The organism is Polaromonas sp. YR568, assembly GCF_943369415.1.
In the GTDB taxonomy this organism is placed as follows: Bacteria; Pseudomonadota; Gammaproteobacteria; order Burkholderiales; family Burkholderiaceae_C; genus Polaromonas.
Map to the genome: position 1 here is coordinate 16,169 of NZ_CALRNF020000003.1, position 23,435 is coordinate 39,603.

Below are 23,435 nucleotides of genomic sequence, written 5' to 3' on the forward strand. Positions count from 1 at the left end.
ATGCGCCGCTGGCCCGCTCCCATCGCAGGTAGAAAAATCCGCTTTGCAATCGTCGGTTGCGGGCGCATCGCCCGAAACCACTTTGCCGCGCTCAAGCAGCATGCCGAATATGCGGAGCTCGTGGGCATCTGCGACATTGACAACGCAGCCCTGCAAGCCGCAGCCGCCGAGACCGGCGCCAAACCCTACGGCAGCCTTGCCGACATGCTGGAGGATACGGACGCGGACATCGTCGTGCTCACGACGCCGAGCGGGTCCCATCCCGAACAGACCATGCTGGTGGCCGCGGCGGGCCTGCACGTCATGACGGAAAAGCCCATGGCCACGCGATGGAACGACGGGTTGCAGATGGTCAGGGCTTGCGACGACGCGAATGTCCGCCTGTTTGTGGTCAAGCAGAACCGAAAAAACGCCACCTTGCAGCTGCTTAAACGCGCCGTGCAGCAGGGGCGCTTCGGCCGCATCTACATGGTCAACATCAACGTGTTCTGGACGCGGCCGCAGGAATACTACGACAGCGCGGCCTGGCGCGGCACCTGGGAATATGACGGCGGCGCCTTCATGAACCAGGCCAGCCACTATGTGGACCTTCTTGACTGGCTGATCGGGCCCATCGAAAGCATTCAGGCCTACACGGCGACCCTGGCGCGTGATATCGAGGTGGAAGACTCGGGCGTCATCAGTGTCAGGTGGCGCTCAGGCGCACTGGGCTCGATGAACGTGACCATGCTGACCTATCCGAAAAACCTGGAAGGCAGCATCACCATCATCGGCGAGAAGGGTACCGTCAAGGTGGGCGGCGTCGCGGTCAACGAGATCCAGCACTGGCAATTTTCCGATTCGCACGAAGATGACGGCAAGGTCAAGGATGCAAGCTACGCCACCACCTCCGTCTATGGGTTTGGCCACCCCCTTTATTACGACAATGTCATCAAGGTGCTGCGGGGCGAAGCGGAGCCCGACACGGACGGCCGCGAAGGCCTGAAGTCCCTCGAAGTGCTGATCGCCGCTTACCTTTCCGCGCGCGACGGCAAGCGTATCGCGCTTCCACTGGACTATTGACGTGACCACGACGGTCCATTCCAGCGCCATTGTTGACGAGGGCGCGAGCATAGGCGAGGGAACGCGCGTCTGGCATTGGGTGCACGTCTGCGGCGGCGCCACGATCGGCAAGGGCTGCTCGCTCGGGCAGAATGTTTTTGTGGGCAATGACGTGGTCATAGGCGACAACGTCAAAATACAAAACAACGTCTCGGTCTATGACGCCGTCAGGCTGGAGGATGATGTTTTTTGCGGGCCCAGCATGGTCTTCACGAATGTCTACAACCCCCGCTCCGCCATCACGCGCAAAGACGAATACCGCAAGACCCATGTAAGGAAGGGCGCGACCCTGGGCGCCAACTGCACCATTGTGTGCGGCGTGGATATCGGCACCTACGCCTTCATCGGTGCGGGTGCGGTCGTCAATCGCGATGTGCCTGCTTATGCACTCATGCTCGGAATGCCGGCGCGCCGCAAGGGCTGGATGTGCAAATGCGGCGTGCAGCTCAAAGGGGATGGCGAGATTCGTTGCACTTGCGGCCTGGCCTATCTGATTGACAAAAACAGCTGCGTTGCCTTATGACATCCAAAATTGAATTCATCGACCTGAAGTCGCAATATGCGCAAATGCGCGAACCCATCAACGGGCGCATCCAGCAGGTCCTCGATCATGGCCAGTACATCATGGGGCCTGAGGTCAAGGAACTTGAGGAGAGGTTGCAGGACTTTGTGGGGGTCCGGCATTGCATCACGGTGGCCTCTGGGACCGAGGCTTTGCTGATCGCGCTGATGGCGCTGGACCTGAAAGCCGGCGATGAAGTCATTACCACGCCGTTTACCTTCATCGCCACGGCGGAAGTCATTGTCCTGCTGGGCGCGATTCCCGTTTTTGTGGACATTGAGCCCGACACGTGCAACATCGACTGGCGATTGATCGAGGCAAAAATTACCTCCAGGACCAGGGCCATCATGCCCGTGGGTCTCTATGGGCAGACAGCCGACATGGACGAGATCAACGCCATCGCCGCCCGTAATGGAAATATTCCCGTGATCGAGGACGCCGCCCAGAGTTTTGGGGCAACCTACCGCGACAGGAAAAGCTGCAACCTTTCAACCATCGGCTGCACCAGCTTTTTTCCCAGCAAGCCCCTTGGCTGTTACGGCGACGGCGGCGCCATTTTCACCAACGACGACGAACTGGCCAAGGCCATGCGCGAAATCCGGGTACACGGCCAGGAAAGGCGCTACCACCACACCCGTGTGGGCGTAGGGGGGCGCATGGATACCCTGCAGTGCGCCATCGTGCTGGCCAAGCTGGACAGCTTCGAGGCGGAGGTGCAAAGCCGGCTTGCCTTGGGTGAGCGTTACGCGGAATTGATCCGCAAGGCGGGGGTCCCGGCCAGCGTGCTTGCCGTGAGGCCCGACAGGACCTGTGTCTGGGCGCAGTTCACCGTTTTTATCCAGAATCGCGATGCGGTCCAGAAAAAACTGCAATCCCTGGGCGTTCCCACTGCGGTCCACTACCCTGTAGCGCTCAACCGGCAGCCGGCGTACCTGCATCTCGGCAGTGCGGACAATACGCCGCTCAGCGATGCGGCGGCCGGCACGGTGATCAGCCTGCCCATGCACCCGTATCTCACAGAATCAACGCAGGCGTTCATCGTGGACGCCCTCGCCGGCGCTCTTGCGGGTTGACGGCGTCCCGGCTGTGGGCCGGGAGCAGCTAAAATCAAAATTTCCCGCATCTGGTCGGCATAGTGATGGCTCACATCGCCAGTCGCCGCCGGCAAACTGGTCCGGTGCAATCATTCTTTTCAAACAACAGGGTTCGCGATGGCAATCAAAGGCAAAAAAATCTTCATCACCGGCGGCGCTGGTTTTATCGGCTCAACGCTGGCATCCCGCCTTTGCGCCGACAACGAGATGGTGTTGTTTGACAACTTGGATCGCAACACGCTGCAGCATTCCGAGCTGGGCAAAAACAAAAACATCCACTTGATCAAGGGCGACGTGCTCGACTTCAACGCGGTGAACGAGGCCATGGCCGGCGCCGACATCGTGGTGCACGCCGCCGCCATCGCCGGCATCGACACGGTGGTCAAGTCGCCCGTGCGCACCATGGAAGTCAACATGATAGGCACGGCCAACGTGCTCAAGGCCGCGCAGCAAAACAAGATCAAGGACCGTGTCCTGGACTTTTCAACCTCCGAGGTGTTCGGTTCCATGGCCTATCGTGTTGCCGAGACCACGCAAACTGTCGCAGGCTCCGCGGGCGAGGCGCGCTGGGTCTACGCCGTCAGCAAGCTGGCTGGGGAGCATCTTGCGCATTCCTATTTCAAGGAGTTCGGCCTCCCCGTTGTGACGGTGCGGCCGTTCAATGTTTACGGCCCTGGCCAGACCGGCGAAGGTGCGCTCCAGATATTTGTCCGCCGCGCCCTTAAAAATGAGCCCATCACTATCTACGGCGACGGCACGCAGATCCGCGCATGGTGCTATATCGACGACATGGTCGAATGCCTGATGCTGGCGCTTGAAGACAAGCGCGCCATTGGCGAGTCGTTCAATGTGGGCAATGCGCGGGCGGTAACGACCATCTTCGGCCTCGCCGAGGCCGTCTGCCGCGTGCTCGAATCCAAATCCAAGATTGAATTCAAGCCGGCGCTGTCCGCCGACATCGAACTGCGCATTCCGGAAACGGGCAAGGCCAAGGAGCTGTTGGGCTTTTCCGCCAAGGTCGACCTCGAAGAGGGTGTGCAGAAAACGGCTGTCTGGTTCCGACAGAACCTGCTGTGATCCGGTTGGCTGTCCCGGATATTCGCGATGACGACATTGCCCGCATGGTCGAGGTCGTCAGGAGCGGCCAGCTCGTCCAAGGAAAGGCCGTTGAAGAATTTGAAGCGGCACTGGTGGCGTTCTCGGGCATTCCCCATTGCGCCGCCGTGTCGTCGGGAACCTCTGCTTTGCACCTTGCGCTGCTTGCGTTGGGGATAGGCCCCGGCGACAAGGTCCTGGTGCCGGCCTTTACTTACCCGGCCACCGCCAACGCCGTCGAACTGGTCGGCGCCAAGGTGCTGCTGTGCGACGTCGACCCGCAAAGTTATGTGGTGACGCCGCAAGCCGTGGAAAAGGCGCTGTCTTCTCCCGAGGGTCAGGATATCAAAGCCATCATGCTGGTGCATGAGTTCGGCTTCCCGGTTGAGGTCAAAAGCATTGCCGAACTGGCGGCAAGCCGCGGCATCAAGGTAATCGAAGACGCCGCTTGTGCCCTCGGCACGATTGCGGACGGTTTCCATCCGGGCTATTACAGCGACATGGCCTGTTTTTCCTTTCATCCGCGCAAGGCGATCACCACCGGTGAAGGCGGCGCGATGATGTCGCGCAACGCCGAACTGGTCACGCTGTCCAAACGCCTGAGAAACCATGGGACCCAGCCCGTCAACGGGCGCATGGACTTCACCGAGGCAGGCCTGAACTATCGGCTCACCAACTTCCAGGCCGCGCTCGGCATCAACCAGATCGCCCGCTTCGGGCAGGAGCTGGCTGTGCGCAAGGAGATGGTCGAGGTGTATTGCGCGCTCCTGCAAGACCATGCAAGCATAGGCTTGCCGCGGCGCAGCGACGGGCACTCATGGCAGAGCTTCATGGTCGTGCTTCCGGACGGTGTCCGGGAGCGCATCAAGCAGTTGATGATCGAGCAGGGCGTGGAGGTCAACCTGGGTGCGCACGCCCTGAATTGCCTGAGCTATTTCGAGGCCACCTATGGCGTGGGTGCCGCGACATGCCCGGTTTCGACCGCCCTGTACCACGACGGACTCGTATTGCCGCTCCACGGGCGCATGTCCATGCGGGACATTGAAGACGTGGCCGGCAAATTGCTCCGCAGCGTCTCAGAGTGCTGCGGATAGCAGGTGGAGGTCCGGATGATCCTGCTCACAGGGGTTAAGCGGACGCCAGGTTTTTGCCCGCATCGTGTCCATCACCAGTTTCCCGGCCACAGGAGTGTTCAATGAAGTCGCTGGAGGGGATGAAGGTGCTGGTCACCGGCGCAAGCGGTTTTCTCGGGAGCGTTGTCGCCGCCGACCTGCTGGCCTGCGGCGCCGACGTGCTGCCGCTGGCGGGACCAAAGTCCGGCCGGTCGCCTGCGCAGGCGAAAGCCCTGGGCCTGGACCTCTCCGATATGGCTGATGTGCAAAAACTCGACGTTCTCGGCCGATTCGACGCGGTGGTTCATTGCGCGGCCGTCTTGCCGGGCGGCATGGGTGAGCCCGGCGTGTTGCTGGAAAATCAGAAAATGACCCACAACCTGCTCGAATGGGTCATACGGGCAAACACCGGCCACTTTGTTCTGGCCTCCACCTGCCGGGTTTACGGCGCACAATCCTCCGCCTGCGGCGAGGACGCCCCGCTGTGCCCCCCAGATCTTTACGCCGTCGGCAAGGCGGCCTGCGAACTCATGTCTTCGGCCATGCTGGCTCCGCACGCCATCCCCTGCTGCAGTTTGAGGGTGTCGGCGCCTTATGGCCCCAGGGCGAAGGCAAAAACGGTGATACATCGCTTTCTTCACGACGCCGCGGCCGGCCTGCCGTTGGTCCTCAATGGCACGGGCAGCCGGAGCCAGGATTTTGTATTTGAGTCCGATGTCGCGGATGCGTTTCGCCAGGCGATAGCCGCCCGCGCAACGGGCCGCTACAACCTCTCCGGGAACCAGGCGGTCAGTTCCAGGGAACTGGCACTGGCGGCGCTGGAACTGTTTGGCCGCGACCCGGCAACCCACCTGGTTTTTGCCGGCGCGGACGCCCAGGAAAATTACCGCGGGCGCTTTCCGACAGACGCGGCGTTCGCCGCTTTCGGCTTCAGTCCCCGGGTCTCTCTCAAAGAGGGCCTGCACCGGACCGCCACCGCCTGGGGGCTGCTGTGAAGCTGGCATTCCTGTCCGATATCCACGGCAACCATCTTGCGCTTGCGGCGGTGCTGAACGACATGCCGGCGGTGGACGCCATCATCTGCAGCGGTGACGTCGTGGGCTATTACCCGGACGTCAACCAGGTGTGCGATGCGGTGAGAGGCGCGAAGATGCATGTGGTGCGCGGCAACCATGATGCTTATGTCTGCGGCGGGCTGACGCCCGCGCCCGAGCACCGCCAGGCTTACCGGGTGGACTGGACGCGCGAGCACCTGAGCGCGGAGAATTTCAGATGGCTCGCCTCCTTGCCGCTCGAAATGAATTTTGCCTTCGACGGTTTGCGGATCAAGGTCCGCCATGCCAGTCCCTGGGACGAAGAAAGCTACCTATACCCCGACTCTCCCGAGCTGGCCGACATCCGGCTCGAGCACGACCAGATGCTCTGCCTGGGGCATACTCATCATCCGCTGCGCATCGAAGCGGGCGCGGGCGTGCTCCTGAATCCGGGCTCGGTGGGCCAGCCGCGCGACTGGAATCCCGATGCGAGTTATGCGATTTTTGACACGCTGACCCGGGCCGTGGAGTTCCGCAGGGTGGCCTACCCGGTCCAGGATTTCCAGCTTCGGCTGCGCGAACTCGGCTGGGAAGAGCCTTCGATCCAGATACTGAGCAGAAAAAGACAGCAAAGGGCAATGCCATAGCATGACGTACGACAAGTCGAATCCCATTGGGGTCCTGGTGACGGGGGTGAGCGGCGGCAGCATAGGGGAACAAGTCTGCAAGTCCCTGCTTCTCGGGCGCCAGGCTTACCGGATTATCGTCACCAACGTCCATCGCGATGCCACCCAGGTGGTTCCGGCCGACGTCCGCGAGACGCTTCCCGTCGCGTCTTCGGACGATTACATCGGCCAGTTGCTGGGCTTGATCCGCCGGCACGGCATCCAGTTTGTGGTCCCCGGCAGCGAACCCGAGCTGATCAAGATGTCCAGGCACTTGGACGCGTTCGAATCCTCGGGTGCCACCGTGCTGGTCAATGCGCCGCAAGTCATCGCCACCTGCGTCGACAAGCAGCAGACCATCGATTTTCTGTCCGCCAACGGCTTCCATACCCCCCGCACCTTCATCTTCGAAGAGGGGCAAAGCCTTGATGCCGGGCTGCCCCTGCAATTCCCCTGCATCATCAAGCCGGTTCACGGCGGCGGGGGTTCCGCCAACACCTTTCTTGCGCAGGACGACGAAGAACTGCGGTTTTTTACCCGCTACCTCGTCAAGTACGGCGCCACGCCGCTGGTGCAGGAATATATCGCCGGTGCGGAAACCGAGTACACGGTTGGCGTGCTCCACAGCCCCAAGGGAAAGCACCTGGGTACCGTGGTGCTGCGGCGCCAGATACTCGCGGGTCTTTCAAACCGCCTTCGCGTCGCCAACCAGACGGGGCGAGCGGAGCTAGGCAAGGTGTTGGCCGTGTCCTCGGGCATTTCGCAAGGGGACATTGTCGATTTCGAGCCCGTGCGCCAGGCCGCCGAGAAGATGGCGAGCGCCATCGGCTCAGTCGGGCCCCTGAACATCCAGGGCCGCTGGGACGGCAGCCGTTTTGTGCCTTTCGAAATCAACCCGCGGTTTTCGGGAACCACGCCGATGCGCGCGCTGGCCGGCTTCAATGAGCCCGAGCGCATGATTGAATCCTGCCTCGGGCTGGCACCCGGCGCGGACGGCGGCGGCGTGAAGCTGGGTTCGTGCATGCGGGGCCTGAGGGAATACTTCACCTCGGCCGACGGATCCTTCACGGCGTCCACCATCTGACCCGGCGGCCATGAAACGTATCGCCGTCATTGGGGCCGGGCTGCTGGGCAGGCAGATAGCCCACTACATCAAGACCGACCAGGCCTACGAGCCCGTCGGGTTCTTTGACGACCATGTGCAATCTGCGACCGATGGCATGACGGTGCTCGGCACAGTGAATGATGTTGAAAAACAATACGCAAAAGGTGCTTTCGATCAGCTGGTGGTAGGCATCGGCTATGCACATAGCCGTTACCGCTGGCAGTGCTATGAGCGCTTCAAACCTGTCATCCCGTTTTTGACATTTGTGCATTCAAGCTGCTGGGTGGATGAGACGGCCCGCATTGGCGCGGGCAGTTTTCTAATGCCGCGCTGCAATGTCGCGGACCATGTGGCACTCGGCGAAAATGTGCTCTTGCAGATGGGGTGCTCGATTAATCATCACGCCCGGATTGATGAAAACTGTTTCCTGGGCCCTGGGGTGACGTTGGCCGGCTGCGTGACGGTAGGCAGAGACTGTTTTTTGGGTGCCGGATCGGTGTTGATCGACTGGGTCAATATTGCACCGGGGGTGCAGACGGGCGGCGGGGCCGTCGTGATCGACTCCCTGCCGGCGCCTGGTCTGTATGTGGGCGTTCCCGCCAAAAAAATCAAATGATGGGTCCAAATTGACAACCAATCCGAAGTGCGTCTGCGTTTTTAGCAACTTCTACCCACCTGTGGTCAGCGGATCTTCGGTCCAGGTTGAAGGGCTTTGCCGTGAGCTGGTCCGGCAGGGCTGGACGCCGGTTGTGGTGACCGCGCACGTTGTTCCTGGCAGCGCGGAGTCCGAGGTCGTCAATGGCATCCATGTTTACAGGCTTCCTTCATTCAGGTTGCCGGCAGCCCTGACTTTGGGGTTCAACTTTCCCTGGCTGGGAGTGACGTTCACACCTTCAAATGTCGGTCGAATCAGGAAAATCATCGAACTGCACAAACCTTCGGTGATGCATCTTCACAATTACATGTTCGACCTGTCGCTCAGCGCGTCTTACATGCGCTGGGCCACGAAATTGCCGCTGGTGTTGACCATCCATACTTACTTGCGCCATCCGAGCTGGATCGTCAATGCGGTTTTTTACTTCGTCGAGCAAGCTGTGCTGAAACCGGGCGTCGTCAGCCGGGCCGACTGCATTGTCTGTCCGGATATGAACGTCGTTGACTACGCACGGCGCAACTTTAAAAATACCCGTTCCGCCCTCGTGCCGTACGGGATCCATCATTCGAAACCCGAACCCAATGCACGCGAGGACTTGCTCCGGCGCTTCAAATTGCACAACAAACGCATAGTGCTTTCTGTGGGGCATTTGCATCCCATGCGCAACCGGAGGGATCTTTTCCTTGCTTGGCCCGAAATCGTGGCCGCCGTCCCCGATGCTGTTTTGCTTGTAGTGGGCGATGTCTCCATACCCCTGCCCGATGAGTTGGTCAAGTCGCAGAATTTCTCCAACTCAATCATTTTTTCCGGCCCCCTGCCGCATACGGAAGTCTCCGCATTGCTTGAAATGGCTGAACTTGAGGCGCATTGGCTGAATCAGGAAAAAGCGGCGAAGACTTCACCCGGCATCGCATCGCTGGAGGCCATGGCGATGGGGGTACCGGTGCTGACGGCGGCGAATCCCGACACCTACGGCAAGGGTGTTCTTGAAAACGGCAAGAACATCATGATCGTGGAGCCTGATCGGGCCGGACCGCTGGCGGCCACCATCATCAGCCTTTTGCGAGATGAAGAGCTCCGCAAAAGCATTGGCGAAGCCGCTGCCAAAACCGTGCGCGAAAATTTTCTGTGGGAAAGCGTGTGCAAACGCACCATCGATGTCTATGAGTCCGTCAAAAAAAAGCTCGCATGAGATTTCTTGTGTCCTCCAAACAGGTCAGCGGCCCGCATGAAGCTTAAAACCGGTCTGGGGCTTGCCTTTGGCATCGTCCTTATTGCGTGGATTTTCTCCAGGTACCACATTGGTGATGCCGCGGCGTTCCTCGCGCGGGCCGATACGCTTTATCTGATTCCTCTGCCGCTTTTCTTCGCTGCCAGCTACGTAACCCGCGCCGCGCGATGGAAGGTTCTTTTTGACAAGACGGACAGGCCAAGAATCGGCACTTTGCTGCGCTCACTTATGGTCGGGCACATGATGAACAACTTCCTGCCCGCCAGGGCGGGCGATGTTGCGCGTATCTACCTGCTGGGGCAGCGCGCCGTCATCTCCAAGAGCATCGTGCTGGCCACCGTGGTGCTTGAAAAAGTCGGCGACCTGATCATCACCGCGTGCCTGATCTCCGTTGTCCTGGTCAGCCTTCCCGCGAGTGCCTGGATCAGGAGTGCCGGATATGCGCTGGGGATGTCGTCGCTCGCAGGCGTGCTGGTGATTCTTCTGGTGCCTATTTTCGGGATGGAGATGCTGACGCTTCTCAGGCGATACCTGCATTTTTTGCCTCATGCCGTCTACGAGCGCTTGCTGACCATTGCCGAAAACCTGATTACCGGAATCCGAAGTGGGACCAAGGTACGTGGACTGGTCTATTTCGCAGCTTATTCCATCGTCATATGGGCCATGGAGATTCTGGTGATGATGTTCATCGCGAAATCACTTGATATCCAGCTGGGATTGATTCCATCGCTCTTTGTCATGCTGACCATCGCAGTGGGCGCAATGATCCCCGCCGCACCCGGTTCGCTTGGAACGTTTGAGTATTTCTCACTGACTGCCCTGGCGCTGGTGGGGATAGACGGCAGCGCCGCGCTTGCCTTCACGGTGCTTTATCATGCGGTGCTTTTGCTGGGTACAACGCTGGGCGGGCTGTTTTTTCTGGTATTGCCTGGGCGCCAGAAATTGCTGGAACTGCTCAAGCGTGGTGATGCCGCGCGGCAAGACGTTTGACAAGTCATGGCGACTTTCTGGCCGTACCTCATAACGAGTCACTTCACGGGAAGTCCTGCGCTTTATGCGCAAGTTCGCGGAATAACATCATGCTGAATCATTTCCCTAAATTTTTGGCTTTCACTCTCTTCGTCTTGTGGTTAGTCGTCGTGCTCATGGCCGCCTGGGGAACAATCCCACTGTTGAGCCCGCCTATCTGGCTTTACACGCTTCTCCAAAAGCTTTTCTATCGTGACTATCTCTTTTAGTTGGGCGGCGTGCGCGCTGATCCTGTCGGCGGCATTGCTGGTCGGCGCTTATTCCTTCATCTGCTGGTGCATGGGCCGCCTGGTAATTGGGAAAAATGCGGACAGCCAGATCGTTGGCGGCGCTTTTGCGCTGGGTCATGCCATCCTGGCGATTTTTCTGCAGATCCTCGCGGTGCTGGGTGGTTTCTTCTGGTACACCATTGCGCCCGTATTCGCCGCAGTCGTGGTCTTGAGCCTGACGCGTGTGCCCGTGCGGCAGTTCGCCTTAAAGACGCGGGACTTCATCCCCGAGACACCTGTCGGTCAATGTTTGTCTGTGGCCGTGGTCTTGCTGCTGCTGATGTTCGGAATGGCAGCATTTTCCCAGCCCGGAGCCGATGCGATTGCTTACTACATCGCCCAGCCCAAGCTGACCGCTGCGACGGGCGCATTCAAGCTGTTGCCTGCATTTGAATCCTTCGGCGTTATTCCTGCGATTGCGGAAATGCCTTACGCCGTCATGTTTGTGTTTGGCGGGGATGCCGTCGGATTGATCGCCGCAAAATTTTCCATGTGGCCGGTGCTGGTTGGCATTTTGCTGTCGCTCTGGCGATGCGCCAAAGGCCTCGGTGTCTCAGTGGAGGCGGCTTGGCTTTTCATGGGGCTTGTTCTGACGAGCACCGCCGTGACGCTGGTAGCCTGGGATGGCAAGACAGACCTGATTGGATTGATGTACCTGATCGCTGCGGTGCTATGGATGCCTGGTGCAATCCATTCCCTCAGTCCGTCACGGCGCCACTGCGCTTTATTCGGGTTTATGGCGGCTTGCGCGGTGCTGGCCAAATTTTCGTATGCGTTGATATTGCCCTTCACATTGGGGCTGCCTCTGCTGCTTTTGTGGTGGCGAACCCCCAAAGTGTTGCTGCAAATCCTGCTTGTCTCGGGGCTTGCTGTTTTTGCGGCTTTTGCACTTGGATGGTGGGGCAAGAATGCTCTTTTGTTTGGAGATCCATTTTCCCCTTTGCTGCAGTTCAACAAAGCCACGCCAAAATTTACGCTTGACCAAGTTTGGTTTAACGCGGAATACACGAGGTGGATCATGGCAACTTACCCGCTGGCCGTGACATTTGGAAAATACCCCATGCAGCACGGAGGCATATCTCCCTTGTGGCTCATGCTGCTTCCCGCGCTGTGGATGAGGCCCTGGCAATCCGAAAGCGGCCGCAAGGCCTTGTACCTCGCCCTGGGAAGCCTGGCCGGTATGTGCGCGTGGGTCCTGCTGAGGCCGTCGGTAATTGCTCCCAGGTACTTCTTGCCGGCCCTGATTCTTCCCTGCCTGATCCTGGTCATGGGCTATCAGTTGTGGGTTGAAAGAAAACTGGAGCTTGCTTTAGCCGCAATGGTTGCCGCCTTGCTGTTGCTGGTCATGCACGTCCAGAGCACCAAAGTCGCTTCACACTATGCCAGCATGCCGCTACTCGATGCGGTCAATGGCGACGCGCCAGCCTCCCCGCTCTATGCGTTGGCCCAGCGCCTCGACGCAGACACAAGGCCTAATGCGAAGGTGCTACTTTTGTCCTACGCCACGGGCGCATTACCGAGTCGAATGCTCGCCACTTTTGAGGTCGGCAAGGCGATCAACAAGGGGGAGAACATTTTTGAATTCGCCCTGCGCACGAAAGTTGACTATATTGTGTACAGCCCCCACACGCACAAGCGCGCTGATATCGATTCGGGGCCGCCGCCAGGCCTCACCGTGCAGAAAATCACCGTTCTTCCGGATGTTTACTATCTCTATGTGCTGACTCGCCAGCCTGACGGCCAGTAGAGCGCGAAAAGCAAATCCCGACGGTGTCGCCAATTCAAAAAATGATATGTCCCCACTAGTTACTATTGCCATCCCCGTCTACGGTGGAGCGAACTATATGCGCCACGCCATCGACAGCGTGCTTGCGCAGAGCTACCCTAACATCGAGTTGATCATTGTGAATGACGGCTCAAAAGACAACGGCGCAACAGAGGCCATCGCGCTTTCTTATGGCTCAAGGGTTCGCTATTACGCCAAGCCAAACGGCGGCGTGGCGTCCGCTCTGAATCTTGCGCTTGAGAAAGCCAGTGGAGATTACTTCGGATGGCTCTCTCACGATGACATCTACCTCCCGGAAAAAGTGGCCAAGGAGATGGATTTCCTGCTGGCGCTGCCCGACCCGCATGCAGTGGTATTTTGCCGGCATGCCCTGATGAACGCCGCCGGCGAATATCTCCACGTTGCCCCGTCCGAGCCCGCATTCAAGCCAGGTCAGGCCGCCTACCAGTTGATTTACAGGCAACGGCTCCATTGCTGCACCATTCTTGCCCCCAAGTCCCTGTACCTGGAGGCGGGTGGATTCCGGGAGGATTTGCCGACGACGCAAGATTACGATTTGCTGATCAAGATTGCCCTGAAACATCCATTTTTCGGACTTCCGGAAATACTGCTGCACGCGCGCTCACATGCAGAGCAGGGGTCCCTGACGATGGGACATCTTGCCGAGGTCGAGAACTTCTTCGACGAAAATATCCCTCTTTTGTCTCCTGCCTATATGGCGGAAAATTTCACTCCCGAGGAGGCCGTTTCCGCATTTGAGTCGCTCGGGCGTGAAATGCTTGATCGGAGCCATCCCAGGGCCGCGTTGCTTGCGATGAAGCAACTGCTGGTATGCGAGGCTGTCACGGCCGATCCGGCCGTGTTGTGGCGCGTCATGTCCCGCCTGACCGCCCGATATGATCCATCGGCAACGCTCTCCAATGTGAGCGCTGCATTTTTTATTCGTACTTCGGGCCGTGCCATGCTTAAAACCCTGCTTCGCAAAATACTCCCTTCTCCAGTGATTCGCGTTTTGCGCCGCCTTCGCAGAATGTTGGCCGCCCAGCCGAGCGTGTCGGTTGCCGATGTCCGCGAGGTTAAGGAAGCCTCGCTGGATTTCGTCGGCATCTATAACAACAATGGGTTTGAAGGTACCGAATCACGCTCCGGTGGTGGTTCAACGCTTTTGCAAACCAGGGTGATCAGCACGGAAATTCCAAAGTTGCTGAAAGAGCTGGACATCCGGCACTTCCTGGATGTGCCTTGCGGCGACCTGAACTGGATGCGCCATATTGATTTTGGTGATGTGCTGTACACGGGTGGCGACATCGTTCAATCCATTGTCGACAAGAACGCGGCGACATACGGCAACGAAAAGCGCAAATTCGAACGTATGAATATCACGACCGGCCCGCTGCCCAAGGCGGATCTGATTTTCTGCCGCGACTGCCTGGTGCACCTGAACTATGCCGACGGCTTGGCAGCCCTGGAGCAATTCCGCCGCAGCGGCGCCAAGTGGCTCTTGACCACGACGTTTATCGACAGGCCAAGCAATAGCGAACTCTACGAGGGAACCATCTGGCGCCCGTTGAACCTGGAGAAGGCGCCTTACAACCTGCCCAAGGCGGACCGCTACATCAATGAGGGTTGCACGGAAGGCGACGGCATGTATGGCGATAAATGCCTGGCCTTGTGGCGCATTTCCGACGCCCACTCATGAACGTATTGCAGGTCAATTACACCGATGTTTTGGGGCATCGCTTTAATGGCGGTGCCCTGATTCCCTGGCTTCAAGAGCATGGGCATACCGCACGGCAGGCGGTGGGCATCAAGCAGGGGGCTGGAAATTCCTCCGTCCCCATCGTTGCACCTTCGCTGCGGAAGGTGACGAGCGCTTGTGAGCGAGGGGTGCGCAAGCTGGAAAATTCCATCGGCGTTCACAATGTCCTGTACCCCCAATCGTTCCTTCTGCCATTCAATCCGGCGTTCAAAACAGCGGATGTTGTCCACTATCACATCATTCATAACCAGTTTTTCAGCTATCTGGCCTTGCCGCGGCTGACCAAACTCAAGCCCAGTGTCTGGTCTCTCCATGACCCATGGGCACTGACCGGGCATTGCGTGCATCCGCTGGCATGCGAAGGCTGGAGAACAGGTTGCAAGAGTTGCCCACACCTCGACTATCCCTTCGCCATTCGCAGAGATACGGCATGGCTGAATTTCAAACTCAAGGATTTCTCGTACCGGAACTCCAACATGCACCTGGTGGTCGCCAGCCGCTGGATGCAGCGTCTCGTGGAGCAATCCCCGTTGATGCAACACTTCCCGCTTCACCTCGTTTCCTTCGGTCTGGATTTGAAGGTGTTCACACCGGGCAACAAGGCATTGGCAAAAAGCAAGTTGGGCCTGTCGCCTGGCCGCATCGTGATCGGTCTTCGCGCTTTGGAGGGACCGTACAAAGGTCTTGAGTACGCCCTCAAAGCGATTGAAATGCTGCCTGCCGACCTGCCTGTCCATCTCTTGACCTGCCAAAGGCTGGGCGCCTTCTCATCATTGAACGGGAAATTTCCCATCACGGAACTCGGCGAGGTGGAAGGTGACAACGCTATGGTCGATTTCTTTCAGGCCACCGACATTCATCTCATGCCGTCCATGGCCGAGAGCTTTGGCATGATGGCGATGGAGGCCACAGCCTGCGGCGTACCCTCGGTCGTCTTTGAGGGCACCCCCCTGTCTGATGTGTGCTTCGCCCCTGAGGGTGGTTTCGCCGTGCCTCGCGGCGACGCCCGCGCTCTGAGCCAGGCGCTGCATCGGCTCGTCGACGATGATGAGCTACGTGAAACGATGGGGAAAAAAGCACGGGCCCTGGCAGAGTTGAACTACAGTTTTGAGAAGTATGCCGCGTCCATGCTCCATGTCTATGATCAGGCGCGCGCATCGCATGAGACGGCAAAACCATGAAGGTTTCAATCATCACGCCGGTTTATAACCAGGCCAAATTCATTCAAGAGACCATCGAAAGCGTCCTCAAGCAGGATTACCCGGAGATTGAATACATCGTTCTGGACGATGGGTCAAAAGATGAGACTCCCGTAGTCGTCGGCGAATACGCTGACCGGTTGATACACGTGCGGCACGACAATATCGGCGAGAGCCGTACCGTCAATAAAGGCTATCGCATGTGCACCGGTGACATCGTCGGTGTGGTCAATTCGGACGACCCCTTGTTCACGCTGGATGCGGTGTCCAAAGTCGTCGAATGTTTCAGGTCCCGGCCGAATGCTTCGGCGGTCTATCCGGACTGGGCCTCCATCGACGAGAACGGCGCCTTGATCGAGGAGTTCCGCCTGCCGCAATACACGATTGAGGGCATGCTGACAGAGTTCAATGTCAGCCTTGGGCCGGGCATGTTCATACGGCGTGATTTGTTGGCCGCCATGGGCTATCGCAACGAGTCGGTGCGCTACACCGGCGATCTGGACCTGTCATTCAGGCTGGCCCTTGCCGGCGAGCTTGCCCACCTGCCAAGCATCATCGCGACGCACCGTGTGCACCCCGCCGCAGCATCTTCAGCCGCGACCGGGGAGACCATGGCAAGGGAGCTGGTGGACATGGCTCAACGGACACTGGACTCCCCACTCCTTTCCAAGCAGTTGCGGGGGCGGAAAGCCGGCATTCTGGCCTTTGTCAATCAAGTCGCCTCGAATTACTGCGGCGCCGATGAGGCCGCGAAAGCGCAATTCATCCGCAAGGCAAAAGTCCTGGGCCGCTGGGCAAAAGTCTTGCGCGCCAAAGACAAAGCCATGGAAATATTCACCGGGCGATGATTTTCCGTTCGTGGGTTTGCGACTCACGCACAACCTGTATCCGCCTGGGGTGTTCTCTGACCAGCGGCATAGAATTAGCGGCGGCCTTTGAAGCGCTTCCACAGCACAGGACATAGCTATGCTTTCATTGACTTTTGATATTGACTGGGCCCCGGATTGGGCCGTGGCTCTTTGCGCCGACATTTGCCAAAAAGCCGGTGTCAAAGCGACCTTTTTTGCCACCCATGCCGCCGATGTCCTGAAGGACCTAGCGACCGAAGATCGCTTCGAGATAGGCATACACCCCAACTTTTTGCCCGGCTCCAGTCATGGCGTGAAGACCAGCGAGGTCGTCGATCACGTGCTGACGATCGCGCCGCAGGCCAAGGCGATGCGCACCCACGCCCTCGTCCAGTCTTCACCCATATTCGCCGGTATTGTCGCGGACACCGATATTGACACCGACGTTTCCCTATTCTTGCCGTTTCACCCCATGCTGGCACCCACGAAAATCTACTTCGAGGCAGGCGGGAGGCCCCTTGTGCGGCTACCCTACTATTGGGAGGACGATGTGGCCGCCTGCTGGCCGGGCTGGTCCTGGGATTCTGTTGTAGAAGATGCGCCCGGCCAGTTGAGGATTTACGATTTCCACCCTATCCACATTGCGCTCAATATGTCCACAATGAACGAGTACGCCCGCCTTAAAGCCGAGTTAAAAGGCCGGCCCCTCACGTCGTTGACGCGCGCTGAATGCCTGCCGTTTATCAATCAGGGCAAAGGTGCACGCAACTACCTGGAACAGCTTGTTGCCATGGGCAACGGGCAGCGCTTCCAGCGGATTTCCGATATCACACAAACCTATCTCGAGGCCTGAATGCGTGTAGCGATTATTGGTAGAACAAAGGCCTTGCTGGATGCGGCGAGGCTGGTACGCGCGGCCGGACACGAAATCCCGGTGATCTGGACCTGCAGCGCGGAAGCGTTTTACGGGGCCAACGAAGATGCGTTCAAAAACCTGGCCGTTGAGTTAGGCGCGGATTTTATCAATGATGTGGCGATTAATTCAGAAGCGAATGCCCGCAGGCTCGCTGCCTACGGCTGCGACATTGCCATCTCCGTCAATTGGCTCACGGTGATAGGCCGCAGCGTTCTGGATCTGTTTCCCCACGGCGTGCTCAATGCCCATGCCGGTGATCTGCCCCGGTACCGTGGCAATGCCTGCGCGAATTGGGCGATCCTGATGGGAGAGCCGCACGTCGCCGTGTGTATCCACCAGATGGCCCCGGAACTGGATGCGGGGCCGGTGATCGTGAAGCAACTCTTGCCCTTGACCGACGAGGTCGATATGACCGTGGTGTGCGATTGGCTGGATCGGCAGATACCGCTGATGTTTGTAGAGGCGGTGCAGGGATTTGCGGCCGGCACGGCGACGCTGCTGGCTCAATCGGCGGATGTTGAAGTGGCCTTGCGGACTTACCCACGCCGGCCGGAAGATTCACGAATTGATTGGAACTGGGCCCCTGAGCGTATCTTGCGCACGGTGCGCGCGTCCGCCCGCCCTTATTCCGGCGCCTACACTTATCTCGAAGGCGCGCAAAAAGTCACCATCTGGCGTGCCGTGGAGGTCCAGCACCCCGGGCCCTTCATGGCCGTACCGGGGCAGGTGTGTTATCGAATCGATGGCGATCCTGTGATTGCCTGTGGCAGTGGCACTGGCGTGATCAGGTTGATCGATGTGGAAATTTCCGAGGCGCCAGGCAATGCCGAGGCCAAGCGCTTGATAGGTCGAAGCTTGCGAAACCGCCTGACTTTCTGAATTTTTTCAAATGCAGCGCGGATGATGCCACCGCTTGCGGCATCTGTATCTATCCCCTCTTTGCATTTGGCTGGGGGCTTCTCTCACCCCGGCATCTGGTGCAAGAGGCACGGCGTCTAGTGGACATTTTCCTGAAGAAACTCAGCTATTGATTGGTTCACATAAGGGGCCGATTCAATGGATGTGTGAAGCCCGTCAAAGTACGTAATTTTTTTTCGATCAAGATTTTTATTTAAATCAAGCCCGGGAACATCCAGTAGCTTTGTCAGTGCCTCAAAAGTAACTGGATCATGTTTCGTTTCAAGATCAATGACCCAGTCATCCACAGGCATGCGCACGAGCATTACCTTGGAGCCTCTTTTTTTGAATTCGAGTACAAGTTTTAAGAGGTCATCATTGATGGCCCTTATTTGATCTGCCGGCATCGGCTTTTCGTACATGGTCTTGTACCAGTTCCGTTGCTCCTGCACGGCAGCATCATGAGCAATTTGATATTGCATGGAAGCTCTGCCGTTCCGTGCAATGGACCTTGACGCCATCCAGGACCTCTCCCCTCCCAGTCCTCTTCGAAAAAGACTCGGGGAGTAGGTAAATAAATGATCAGTCAAAAAAAGATCGATCTTGCTATTGAATCGGTCCTCAATTTTTACTTTCTCGGCGGGGAAAAAGGGTACCTTGCTCCAATACAGGCTGAGATGTGAGTATCCAATGACGAGAACAGGCGGTGCAAAATCGCGGTGCAACAATTCTCGCAATATTGGTCGAACTGAGGCTCCGGGATAAGCCAGCGTATAGATATCAAAACTTTTGTTCATCGAAGGCATCAACCCCGAGTCGACGACCCACTCGACTCTTGAGTCGCCCACGAATGCAACTACCGGCTTGTCGTTTTTCAGTGAATTTTTTGCGCGGTCGAACACAATACGCCATTCGACAGGGTACTTCCCGAACCATACCAGGGGCAGAAAACCAAGCCCCCTGCATACCAGCTCCACGGCCAGAATTACGCCTACGAAGCCGATGAGCGAAAGTGAAAGGGTCTTCTTAAAACTGGAAGTAGATGAACTCAAAGTTCTCGCCCCTCAAGAAGTAAATGGCGCAAGCCACCGTGATGTAGAAAAGGGCTTTATTTTTGCAAAGAGTCTGAATTTTTATATCCAGATCCAGCCTGCTTGCGAATGCATGAAACACCGGTCCGGTGACAAGACACAGCAACAACAACGCTACCTCTTCTCTGGATGGCATGCGATGAACGGTGAACAGTATTTGGTACATCGCCAAAGCGGCTGAAGTGTTTTGCGCCCTGAATGCGATCCAGGAAAAACTGACCAAGAAGAAAACCAGTAAAACCGATATCCATCCAGGTATCTTTATGCGGGGTGAAAATCTGTCACTTAGCCATAGATAGGTTCCGTGGAGCCACCCCCAAATAAGAAAGGTACCATTCGCGCCGTGCCAAAGGCCGCCGAGCAACATGGTTAGCATGGCGTTCAGGTTTTTACGGTTTCGGCCGCGGCGATTGCCGCCCATGGAGATATACAAATAGTCCCGCAGCCAGGATGAAAGCGAGATATGCCACCTCAACCAAAACTCCTTGAGGGACCGGCTGGCGTACGGGAAATTAAAGTTCTCCAGAATCCGAAAACCGAAGATTCGTGCAGTGCCGATTGCGATGTCGCTGTAAGCACTGAAGTCCAGGTATATCTGAATGCCAAAACACATGGCGGCGACTGCGACCTGAACGGACGAAAGCTGTTCAACGGGAAGATTGAACAGCCGATCTGATTGCGTCGAGAAAAAAGTGGCAGCGACGAGCTTTTTGAACAAGCCGATCGCTATTCTGTAGGCGCCTTCCTGGTAATCATCTGTCGTGACGAAGCGTGGTGTCTTCAGTTGCGGAAGGAAGTCATAGGCACGGACGATAGGGCCGGCAACCAACATCGGGAAAAATGAGACGTATGTTGCGTAATCCAGAAAGCTCTTTTCGGCGTTCATTTTCTTTCTATAACAATCAATGGCATAGCTCATCGATTGGAAGGTATAAAAAGAAAGGCCCACAGGCAATATGACATTCAAGGTCCATGTCGCTGGAGTTATGCCAAAGGTGGATAGGAGTGCCGCACTTGATTCAATAAAGAAGTTCGAATATTTGAAAAAACCGAGAACAAGCAGATTGATGGTGATGCTCAAGATCAGAAAAACTCGGGGTCTGATCCCCTTTGTAATGGCCAGGGCGCAAAAATAATCAAATACGGTCGTCCCCCCTAGCAGGAGTAAAAACCGCACGTCCCAGACCCCATAGAAGAAATATGAGGCCAGTAAAAGAAGCGTTTTTCGAAGGCTCCAGGATGGTAGTACCGTGTAAAGCGGCACCAAAATGGCCAAAAACGCCACGAACATGTAAGACGTAAAGTGCAAGCGAACCTCTTTGATTTTGGCGTAAGTATGCCTTAGCGAACACTGCGATTGCCCGGCCCAGGCGTTGTCAGTAAGTAGCCGAGGCCGGGAACTGCGAGGTGATCAAATGCAACTTTTAGCTTTGATGTCTCAAGAGCGGGTGGTTTTGCGCTTGCGAGGAGCACCTATTGAATAACCCCGCGATGTTGGCAGTCTGGCTGCACGGTGTGGTAGACAGAGGCTGGCGCATGTCCAGGGATGGGGGCTCGGCACCGGAGACTCATCCTCATTGGGCTTCGAGAGAGCGCCGAGCCCATGTCCTTGGGAGTCAGCTCGACGGGCCCTCCTTGAGGGCGGCATCCTAGATATCCGCATACCGGCCCCGATCTTCGGACACCCATTACCGTTACATATGGTGGGGCGAAATGGCTAGGCAACAAAAGCTGCGCGAGCCAATATTCACCGCGTTCAAGACATTCAGGAGAGTTCCGAAATAACCTGAATCGCAATGCTGGGGCGCAGAGAGTTGCGCCGGCAATCAATCCTTGGAAACGGAATGCGTGAACTCGCACTGGTATACACCCGGGAATATCTGGAAGTGTGCGAGGTTGCGTGGGTCCAGTTCTACCGTGAAGGTTGCAGCGTCGGTGCTCATTGCAATGTTTTCCACGTCCTTGCGCCCTATCCAAAGGCCGATGCGGTAGGTGTCCGGGCGCAGCAGCAGGTTTCGCAGTGTGAAACGAAGGATGGCTTTCTGACCCGGTCTCAGGGAGAGGTAGTCATCTTTCAGCGCAAGATTGGCATCGATCACGCGGTATCCGGTAAGCTCGCTGACCACAATGGCAACATTGGCATCCTGAACGCGTTCGGCAGCCTCAACTTCCACCTCGATTTCGAGATCTCCACCCACTCGCAGGACTTCAACTGGTGAACCTGCCTTGTCCAGCGGCGTCAGGCGAACGCGCGTGAAACGCGCCGCATCGGTTTTATTCTGCTCGGCTTGAATAACCTCAAATGACTTGTTGGAGCGCTCAGTCAGGGACTCCTGGTAGTACTCAACGACCTCTTCCGCAGGACCGTCCTTTTCCACCTGCCCCTTGTCCAACAGAATGCAGCGATTGCAAAATGCAACGATCATGGGGGTGCTGTGCGACACCAGCAGGACCGTCCGGCCATCCTTGGCGACGGAGTCCATGCGACCCAGGCATTTTTTCTGGAATGCGCCGTCACCCACGGCCAATACCTCGTCGAGTATCAGGATGTCCGGGTCCAGATGCGCGGACACGGAAAATGCCAGGCGCATATACATTCCGCTTGAATAATGTTTCACCGGCATGTCGATGAACTGCTCGACTTCGGCGAATTCGACGATCTGCTCAAAGCGATCTGCGATCTGCTGCCTGCTCAAACCAAGGATGGAGGCATTCAGCAGGATGTTTTCACGCCCTGAGAGTTCGGGGTGGAAACCGGTGCCTACTTCCAGCAACGCTCCAAGCCGTCCGCGCAACCTGATCTGCCCCGCCGTCGGCTTGGTGATGCGCGACAGTATCTTCAGAAGCGTGCTTTTCCCGGCGCCGTTGCGGCCGATCAGGCCGACGATTTCGCCTTCCTTGACATTGAACGACACGTTGTTGAGAGCCAGGAATTCGTTGCCGATCAGCGGCCGGTCTCCCAAGCCGCCTTTTCTGAACAGGCGCTGGGCGAGCTGATGGCGCATGGCGCCTATGCCTGCGCTGGCACCCATGGAATAGCGCTTGGAAAGTCCTTCGACCTGAATTGCGTATTGAGTCATTTTTTAAATCAGGTCCGCTGTTGCGTCTTCAAGCGCGCGAAAAAACACAATCCCGGTTACCAGCAAGGTCAGGCCGACAATCACGGAGGCGCCCAGGGAATACCAGGGAATCTCACCCACTCCGAGCAAGGCCCAGCGTGATGTCTCCACGATCCCGACCATGGGATTCAGGTCATAAAGCCAGCGCCAGTCGGAAGGTACCAGTGCAATGGGGTACAGGACGGGGCTGCAGTACATAGCCATCTGCAATGCGACGGGAAGGGCGATGCCGATGTCCCGAACGTGGACCGTCAGCAGTGAAAACCACAATCCGGTGCCCAGCGCAAGCGGTATCACCAACAGGACAGGCACCACCAGCATCAGCCAGGAAATCTGGGGGAATCGGCCATAGAAAAGCGCCGCGACCAGGGTCACGCCCAACAAGACTGCCAAATCCAGAAGTCCGGCCACCAGGGGGACCAGAACAATAATCACGCGCGGGAAATAGACCTTGGTAAGCAGATGCGCGTTGGCGCCCATGCTGTTGGCGCTGCGGCTGACGACATTGCTGAAGTAGATCCAGAAAGGATAGGCCGCGAGAATCACGAGCGGATAGGGCTGTCCTGCAGTAGGTACGCGTATCAGTATGCCCAGAACCACGGTCAGCACGAGTGCGGTGGCCAGCGGCTGAAGCAACACCCAAAAGACACCGGCCGCAGTATTCGCATAGGCCATTTGCATATCGCGTTTGACCAGATAGCGCAGCAGGTCCCTGTGGCGCCACAGGTCTTTGAATGTCATCTCCGACAGGCCTGGGACTGGCGCAATCAGCGTTTCTTCACGATTAGTCATGGGCTTCGCGGTCAATACAAAAAAGCGGGTGCTCAGGTTTTAAAATAATATGGCGCTTAGCGAATACTCGCCATTC

General features: G+C 57.5%; 21 protein-coding genes. 17 read left to right on the plus strand and 4 right to left on the minus strand.

Annotated features, from left to right (window positions below; translation table 11 throughout):
• From ACLV74_RS02595 to ACLV74_RS02675, 17 genes are all read left to right on the plus strand, one after another.
• On the plus strand, nucleotides 1-1,062 hold the full coding sequence (locus tag ACLV74_RS02595; RefSeq protein WP_411877808.1) for a Gfo/Idh/MocA family protein: 1,062 nt from the start codon (nucleotides 1-3) through the stop codon (nucleotides 1,060-1,062).
• Nucleotide 1,063: 1 nt separating this feature from the next.
• Nucleotides 1,064-1,624, plus strand: a complete 561-nt coding sequence (locus ACLV74_RS02600) for a DapH/DapD/GlmU-related protein (protein ID WP_411877809.1) — start codon at nucleotides 1,064-1,066, stop codon at nucleotides 1,622-1,624.
• Nucleotides 1,625-1,632: 8 nt separating this feature from the next.
• The gene (locus ACLV74_RS02605) at nucleotides 1,633-2,736 is read left to right on the plus strand and encodes a DegT/DnrJ/EryC1/StrS family aminotransferase (RefSeq protein ID WP_411878039.1); all 1,104 of its coding nucleotides are present in this window, start codon (nucleotides 1,633-1,635) and stop codon (nucleotides 2,734-2,736) included.
• 138 nt (nucleotides 2,737-2,874) lie between these two features.
• Nucleotides 2,875-3,834, plus strand: a complete 960-nt coding sequence (locus ACLV74_RS02610) for an NAD-dependent epimerase/dehydratase family protein (RefSeq protein ID WP_411877810.1) — start codon at nucleotides 2,875-2,877, stop codon at nucleotides 3,832-3,834.
• Nucleotides 3,835-3,839: 5 nt separating this feature from the next.
• Nucleotides 3,840-4,946 (plus strand): DegT/DnrJ/EryC1/StrS family aminotransferase, encoded by a 1,107-nt coding sequence (locus ACLV74_RS02615; RefSeq protein ID WP_411877811.1) that lies wholly within the window; start codon nucleotides 3,840-3,842, stop codon nucleotides 4,944-4,946.
• A 101-nt stretch (nucleotides 4,947-5,047) separates the two neighbouring features.
• On the plus strand, nucleotides 5,048-5,959 hold the full coding sequence (locus tag ACLV74_RS02620) for an NAD-dependent epimerase/dehydratase family protein (RefSeq protein WP_411877812.1): 912 nt from the start codon (nucleotides 5,048-5,050) through the stop codon (nucleotides 5,957-5,959).
• Nucleotides 5,956-6,645, plus strand: coding sequence for a metallophosphoesterase family protein (locus ACLV74_RS02625; protein WP_411877813.1), 690 nt, complete (start codon nucleotides 5,956-5,958; stop codon nucleotides 6,643-6,645). Before ACLV74_RS02620 ends, ACLV74_RS02625 begins: the two co-directional genes overlap by 4 nt.
• Nucleotide 6,646: 1 nt before the next feature.
• Nucleotides 6,647-7,747 (plus strand): ATP-grasp domain-containing protein, encoded by a 1,101-nt coding sequence (locus ACLV74_RS02630; protein ID WP_411877814.1) that lies wholly within the window; start codon nucleotides 6,647-6,649, stop codon nucleotides 7,745-7,747.
• Nucleotides 7,748-7,757: 10 nt separating this feature from the next.
• On the plus strand, nucleotides 7,758-8,384 hold the full coding sequence (locus ACLV74_RS02635) for an acetyltransferase (RefSeq protein WP_411877815.1): 627 nt from the start codon (nucleotides 7,758-7,760) through the stop codon (nucleotides 8,382-8,384).
• Nucleotides 8,385-8,394: 10 nt separating this feature from the next.
• Complete coding sequence (locus ACLV74_RS02640; protein ID WP_411877816.1) at nucleotides 8,395-9,615, plus strand: glycosyltransferase family 4 protein; 1,221 nt, start codon at nucleotides 8,395-8,397, stop codon at nucleotides 9,613-9,615.
• A gap of 36 nt (nucleotides 9,616-9,651) precedes the next feature.
• On the plus strand, nucleotides 9,652-10,644 hold the full coding sequence (locus ACLV74_RS02645; RefSeq protein ID WP_411877817.1) for a lysylphosphatidylglycerol synthase transmembrane domain-containing protein: 993 nt from the start codon (nucleotides 9,652-9,654) through the stop codon (nucleotides 10,642-10,644).
• A 231-nt stretch (nucleotides 10,645-10,875) separates the two neighbouring features.
• Nucleotides 10,876-12,699 (plus strand): hypothetical protein, encoded by a 1,824-nt coding sequence (locus ACLV74_RS02650; RefSeq protein WP_411877818.1) that lies wholly within the window; start codon nucleotides 10,876-10,878, stop codon nucleotides 12,697-12,699.
• Between the two features lie 46 nt (nucleotides 12,700-12,745).
• Complete coding sequence (locus ACLV74_RS02655; RefSeq protein ID WP_411877819.1) at nucleotides 12,746-14,437, plus strand: glycosyltransferase; 1,692 nt, start codon at nucleotides 12,746-12,748, stop codon at nucleotides 14,435-14,437.
• Complete coding sequence (locus ACLV74_RS02660) at nucleotides 14,434-15,678, plus strand: glycosyltransferase (protein WP_411877820.1); 1,245 nt, start codon at nucleotides 14,434-14,436, stop codon at nucleotides 15,676-15,678. Before ACLV74_RS02655 ends, ACLV74_RS02660 begins: the two co-directional genes overlap by 4 nt.
• A complete protein-coding gene (locus ACLV74_RS02665; RefSeq protein ID WP_411877821.1) occupies nucleotides 15,675-16,544 on the plus strand; it encodes a glycosyltransferase in 870 nt (289 codons plus the stop codon). Before ACLV74_RS02660 ends, ACLV74_RS02665 begins: the two co-directional genes overlap by 4 nt.
• Nucleotides 16,545-16,662: 118 nt before the next feature.
• A complete protein-coding gene (locus tag ACLV74_RS02670) occupies nucleotides 16,663-17,397 on the plus strand; it encodes a hypothetical protein (RefSeq protein ID WP_411877822.1) in 735 nt (244 codons plus the stop codon).
• The gene (locus ACLV74_RS02675; RefSeq protein WP_411877823.1) at nucleotides 17,398-18,339 is read left to right on the plus strand and encodes a methionyl-tRNA formyltransferase; all 942 of its coding nucleotides are present in this window, start codon (nucleotides 17,398-17,400) and stop codon (nucleotides 18,337-18,339) included.
• A gap of 116 nt (nucleotides 18,340-18,455) precedes the next feature.
• Here the strand turns inward: ACLV74_RS02675 and ACLV74_RS02680 are convergent, their stop codons facing one another.
• The 4 genes from ACLV74_RS02680 to ACLV74_RS02695 form a co-directional block, all read right to left on the minus strand.
• On the minus strand, nucleotides 18,456-19,409 hold the full coding sequence (locus ACLV74_RS02680; RefSeq protein ID WP_411877824.1) for a hypothetical protein: 954 nt from the start codon (nucleotides 19,407-19,409) through the stop codon (nucleotides 18,456-18,458).
• On the minus strand, nucleotides 19,384-20,529 hold the full coding sequence (locus tag ACLV74_RS02685; protein ID WP_411877825.1) for an MBOAT family O-acyltransferase: 1,146 nt from the start codon (nucleotides 20,527-20,529) through the stop codon (nucleotides 19,384-19,386). The genes ACLV74_RS02680 and ACLV74_RS02685 overlap by 26 nt, the downstream gene beginning before the upstream one ends.
• Before the next feature lie 745 nt (nucleotides 20,530-21,274).
• Entirely contained in the window at nucleotides 21,275-22,528 is a 1,254-nt protein-coding gene (locus ACLV74_RS02690) for an ABC transporter ATP-binding protein (protein ID WP_411877826.1), read from the minus strand.
• A gap of 3 nt (nucleotides 22,529-22,531) precedes the next feature.
• Nucleotides 22,532-23,359: an ABC transporter permease gene (locus tag ACLV74_RS02695; protein WP_411877827.1), complete on the minus strand. Its 828-nt coding sequence runs from the start codon at nucleotides 23,357-23,359 to the stop codon at nucleotides 22,532-22,534.
• Nucleotides 23,360-23,435 lie beyond the last annotated feature (76 nt).

What these genes read in the sequence shown, in the direction of transcription:
- ACLV74_RS02665 (WP_411877821.1), top strand. Translation starts at nt 15,675, where the DNA reads ATGAAGGTTTCAATCATCACGCCGGTTTATAACCAGGCCAAATTCATT.
- ACLV74_RS02690 (WP_411877826.1), bottom strand. Translation starts at nt 22,528, where the DNA reads ATGACTCAATACGCAATTCAGGTCGAAGGACTTTCCAAGCGCTATTCC.
- ACLV74_RS02610 (WP_411877810.1), top strand. Translation starts at nt 2,875, where the DNA reads ATGGCAATCAAAGGCAAAAAAATCTTCATCACCGGCGGCGCTGGTTTT.
- ACLV74_RS02655 (WP_411877819.1), top strand. Translation starts at nt 12,746, where the DNA reads ATGTCCCCACTAGTTACTATTGCCATCCCCGTCTACGGTGGAGCGAAC.
- ACLV74_RS02630 (WP_411877814.1), top strand. Translation starts at nt 6,647, where the DNA reads ATGACGTACGACAAGTCGAATCCCATTGGGGTCCTGGTGACGGGGGTG.
- ACLV74_RS02670 (WP_411877822.1), top strand. Translation starts at nt 16,663, where the DNA reads ATGCTTTCATTGACTTTTGATATTGACTGGGCCCCGGATTGGGCCGTG.
- ACLV74_RS02675 (WP_411877823.1), top strand. Translation starts at nt 17,398, where the DNA reads ATGCGTGTAGCGATTATTGGTAGAACAAAGGCCTTGCTGGATGCGGCG.
- ACLV74_RS02660 (WP_411877820.1), top strand. Translation starts at nt 14,434, where the DNA reads ATGAACGTATTGCAGGTCAATTACACCGATGTTTTGGGGCATCGCTTT.
- ACLV74_RS02595 (WP_411877808.1), top strand. Translation starts at nt 1, where the DNA reads ATGCGCCGCTGGCCCGCTCCCATCGCAGGTAGAAAAATCCGCTTTGCA.
- ACLV74_RS02645 (WP_411877817.1), top strand. Translation starts at nt 9,652, where the DNA reads ATGAAGCTTAAAACCGGTCTGGGGCTTGCCTTTGGCATCGTCCTTATT.
- ACLV74_RS02620 (WP_411877812.1), top strand. Translation starts at nt 5,048, where the DNA reads ATGAAGTCGCTGGAGGGGATGAAGGTGCTGGTCACCGGCGCAAGCGGT.
- ACLV74_RS02695 (WP_411877827.1), bottom strand. Translation starts at nt 23,359, where the DNA reads ATGACTAATCGTGAAGAAACGCTGATTGCGCCAGTCCCAGGCCTGTCG.
- ACLV74_RS02635 (WP_411877815.1), top strand. Translation starts at nt 7,758, where the DNA reads ATGAAACGTATCGCCGTCATTGGGGCCGGGCTGCTGGGCAGGCAGATA.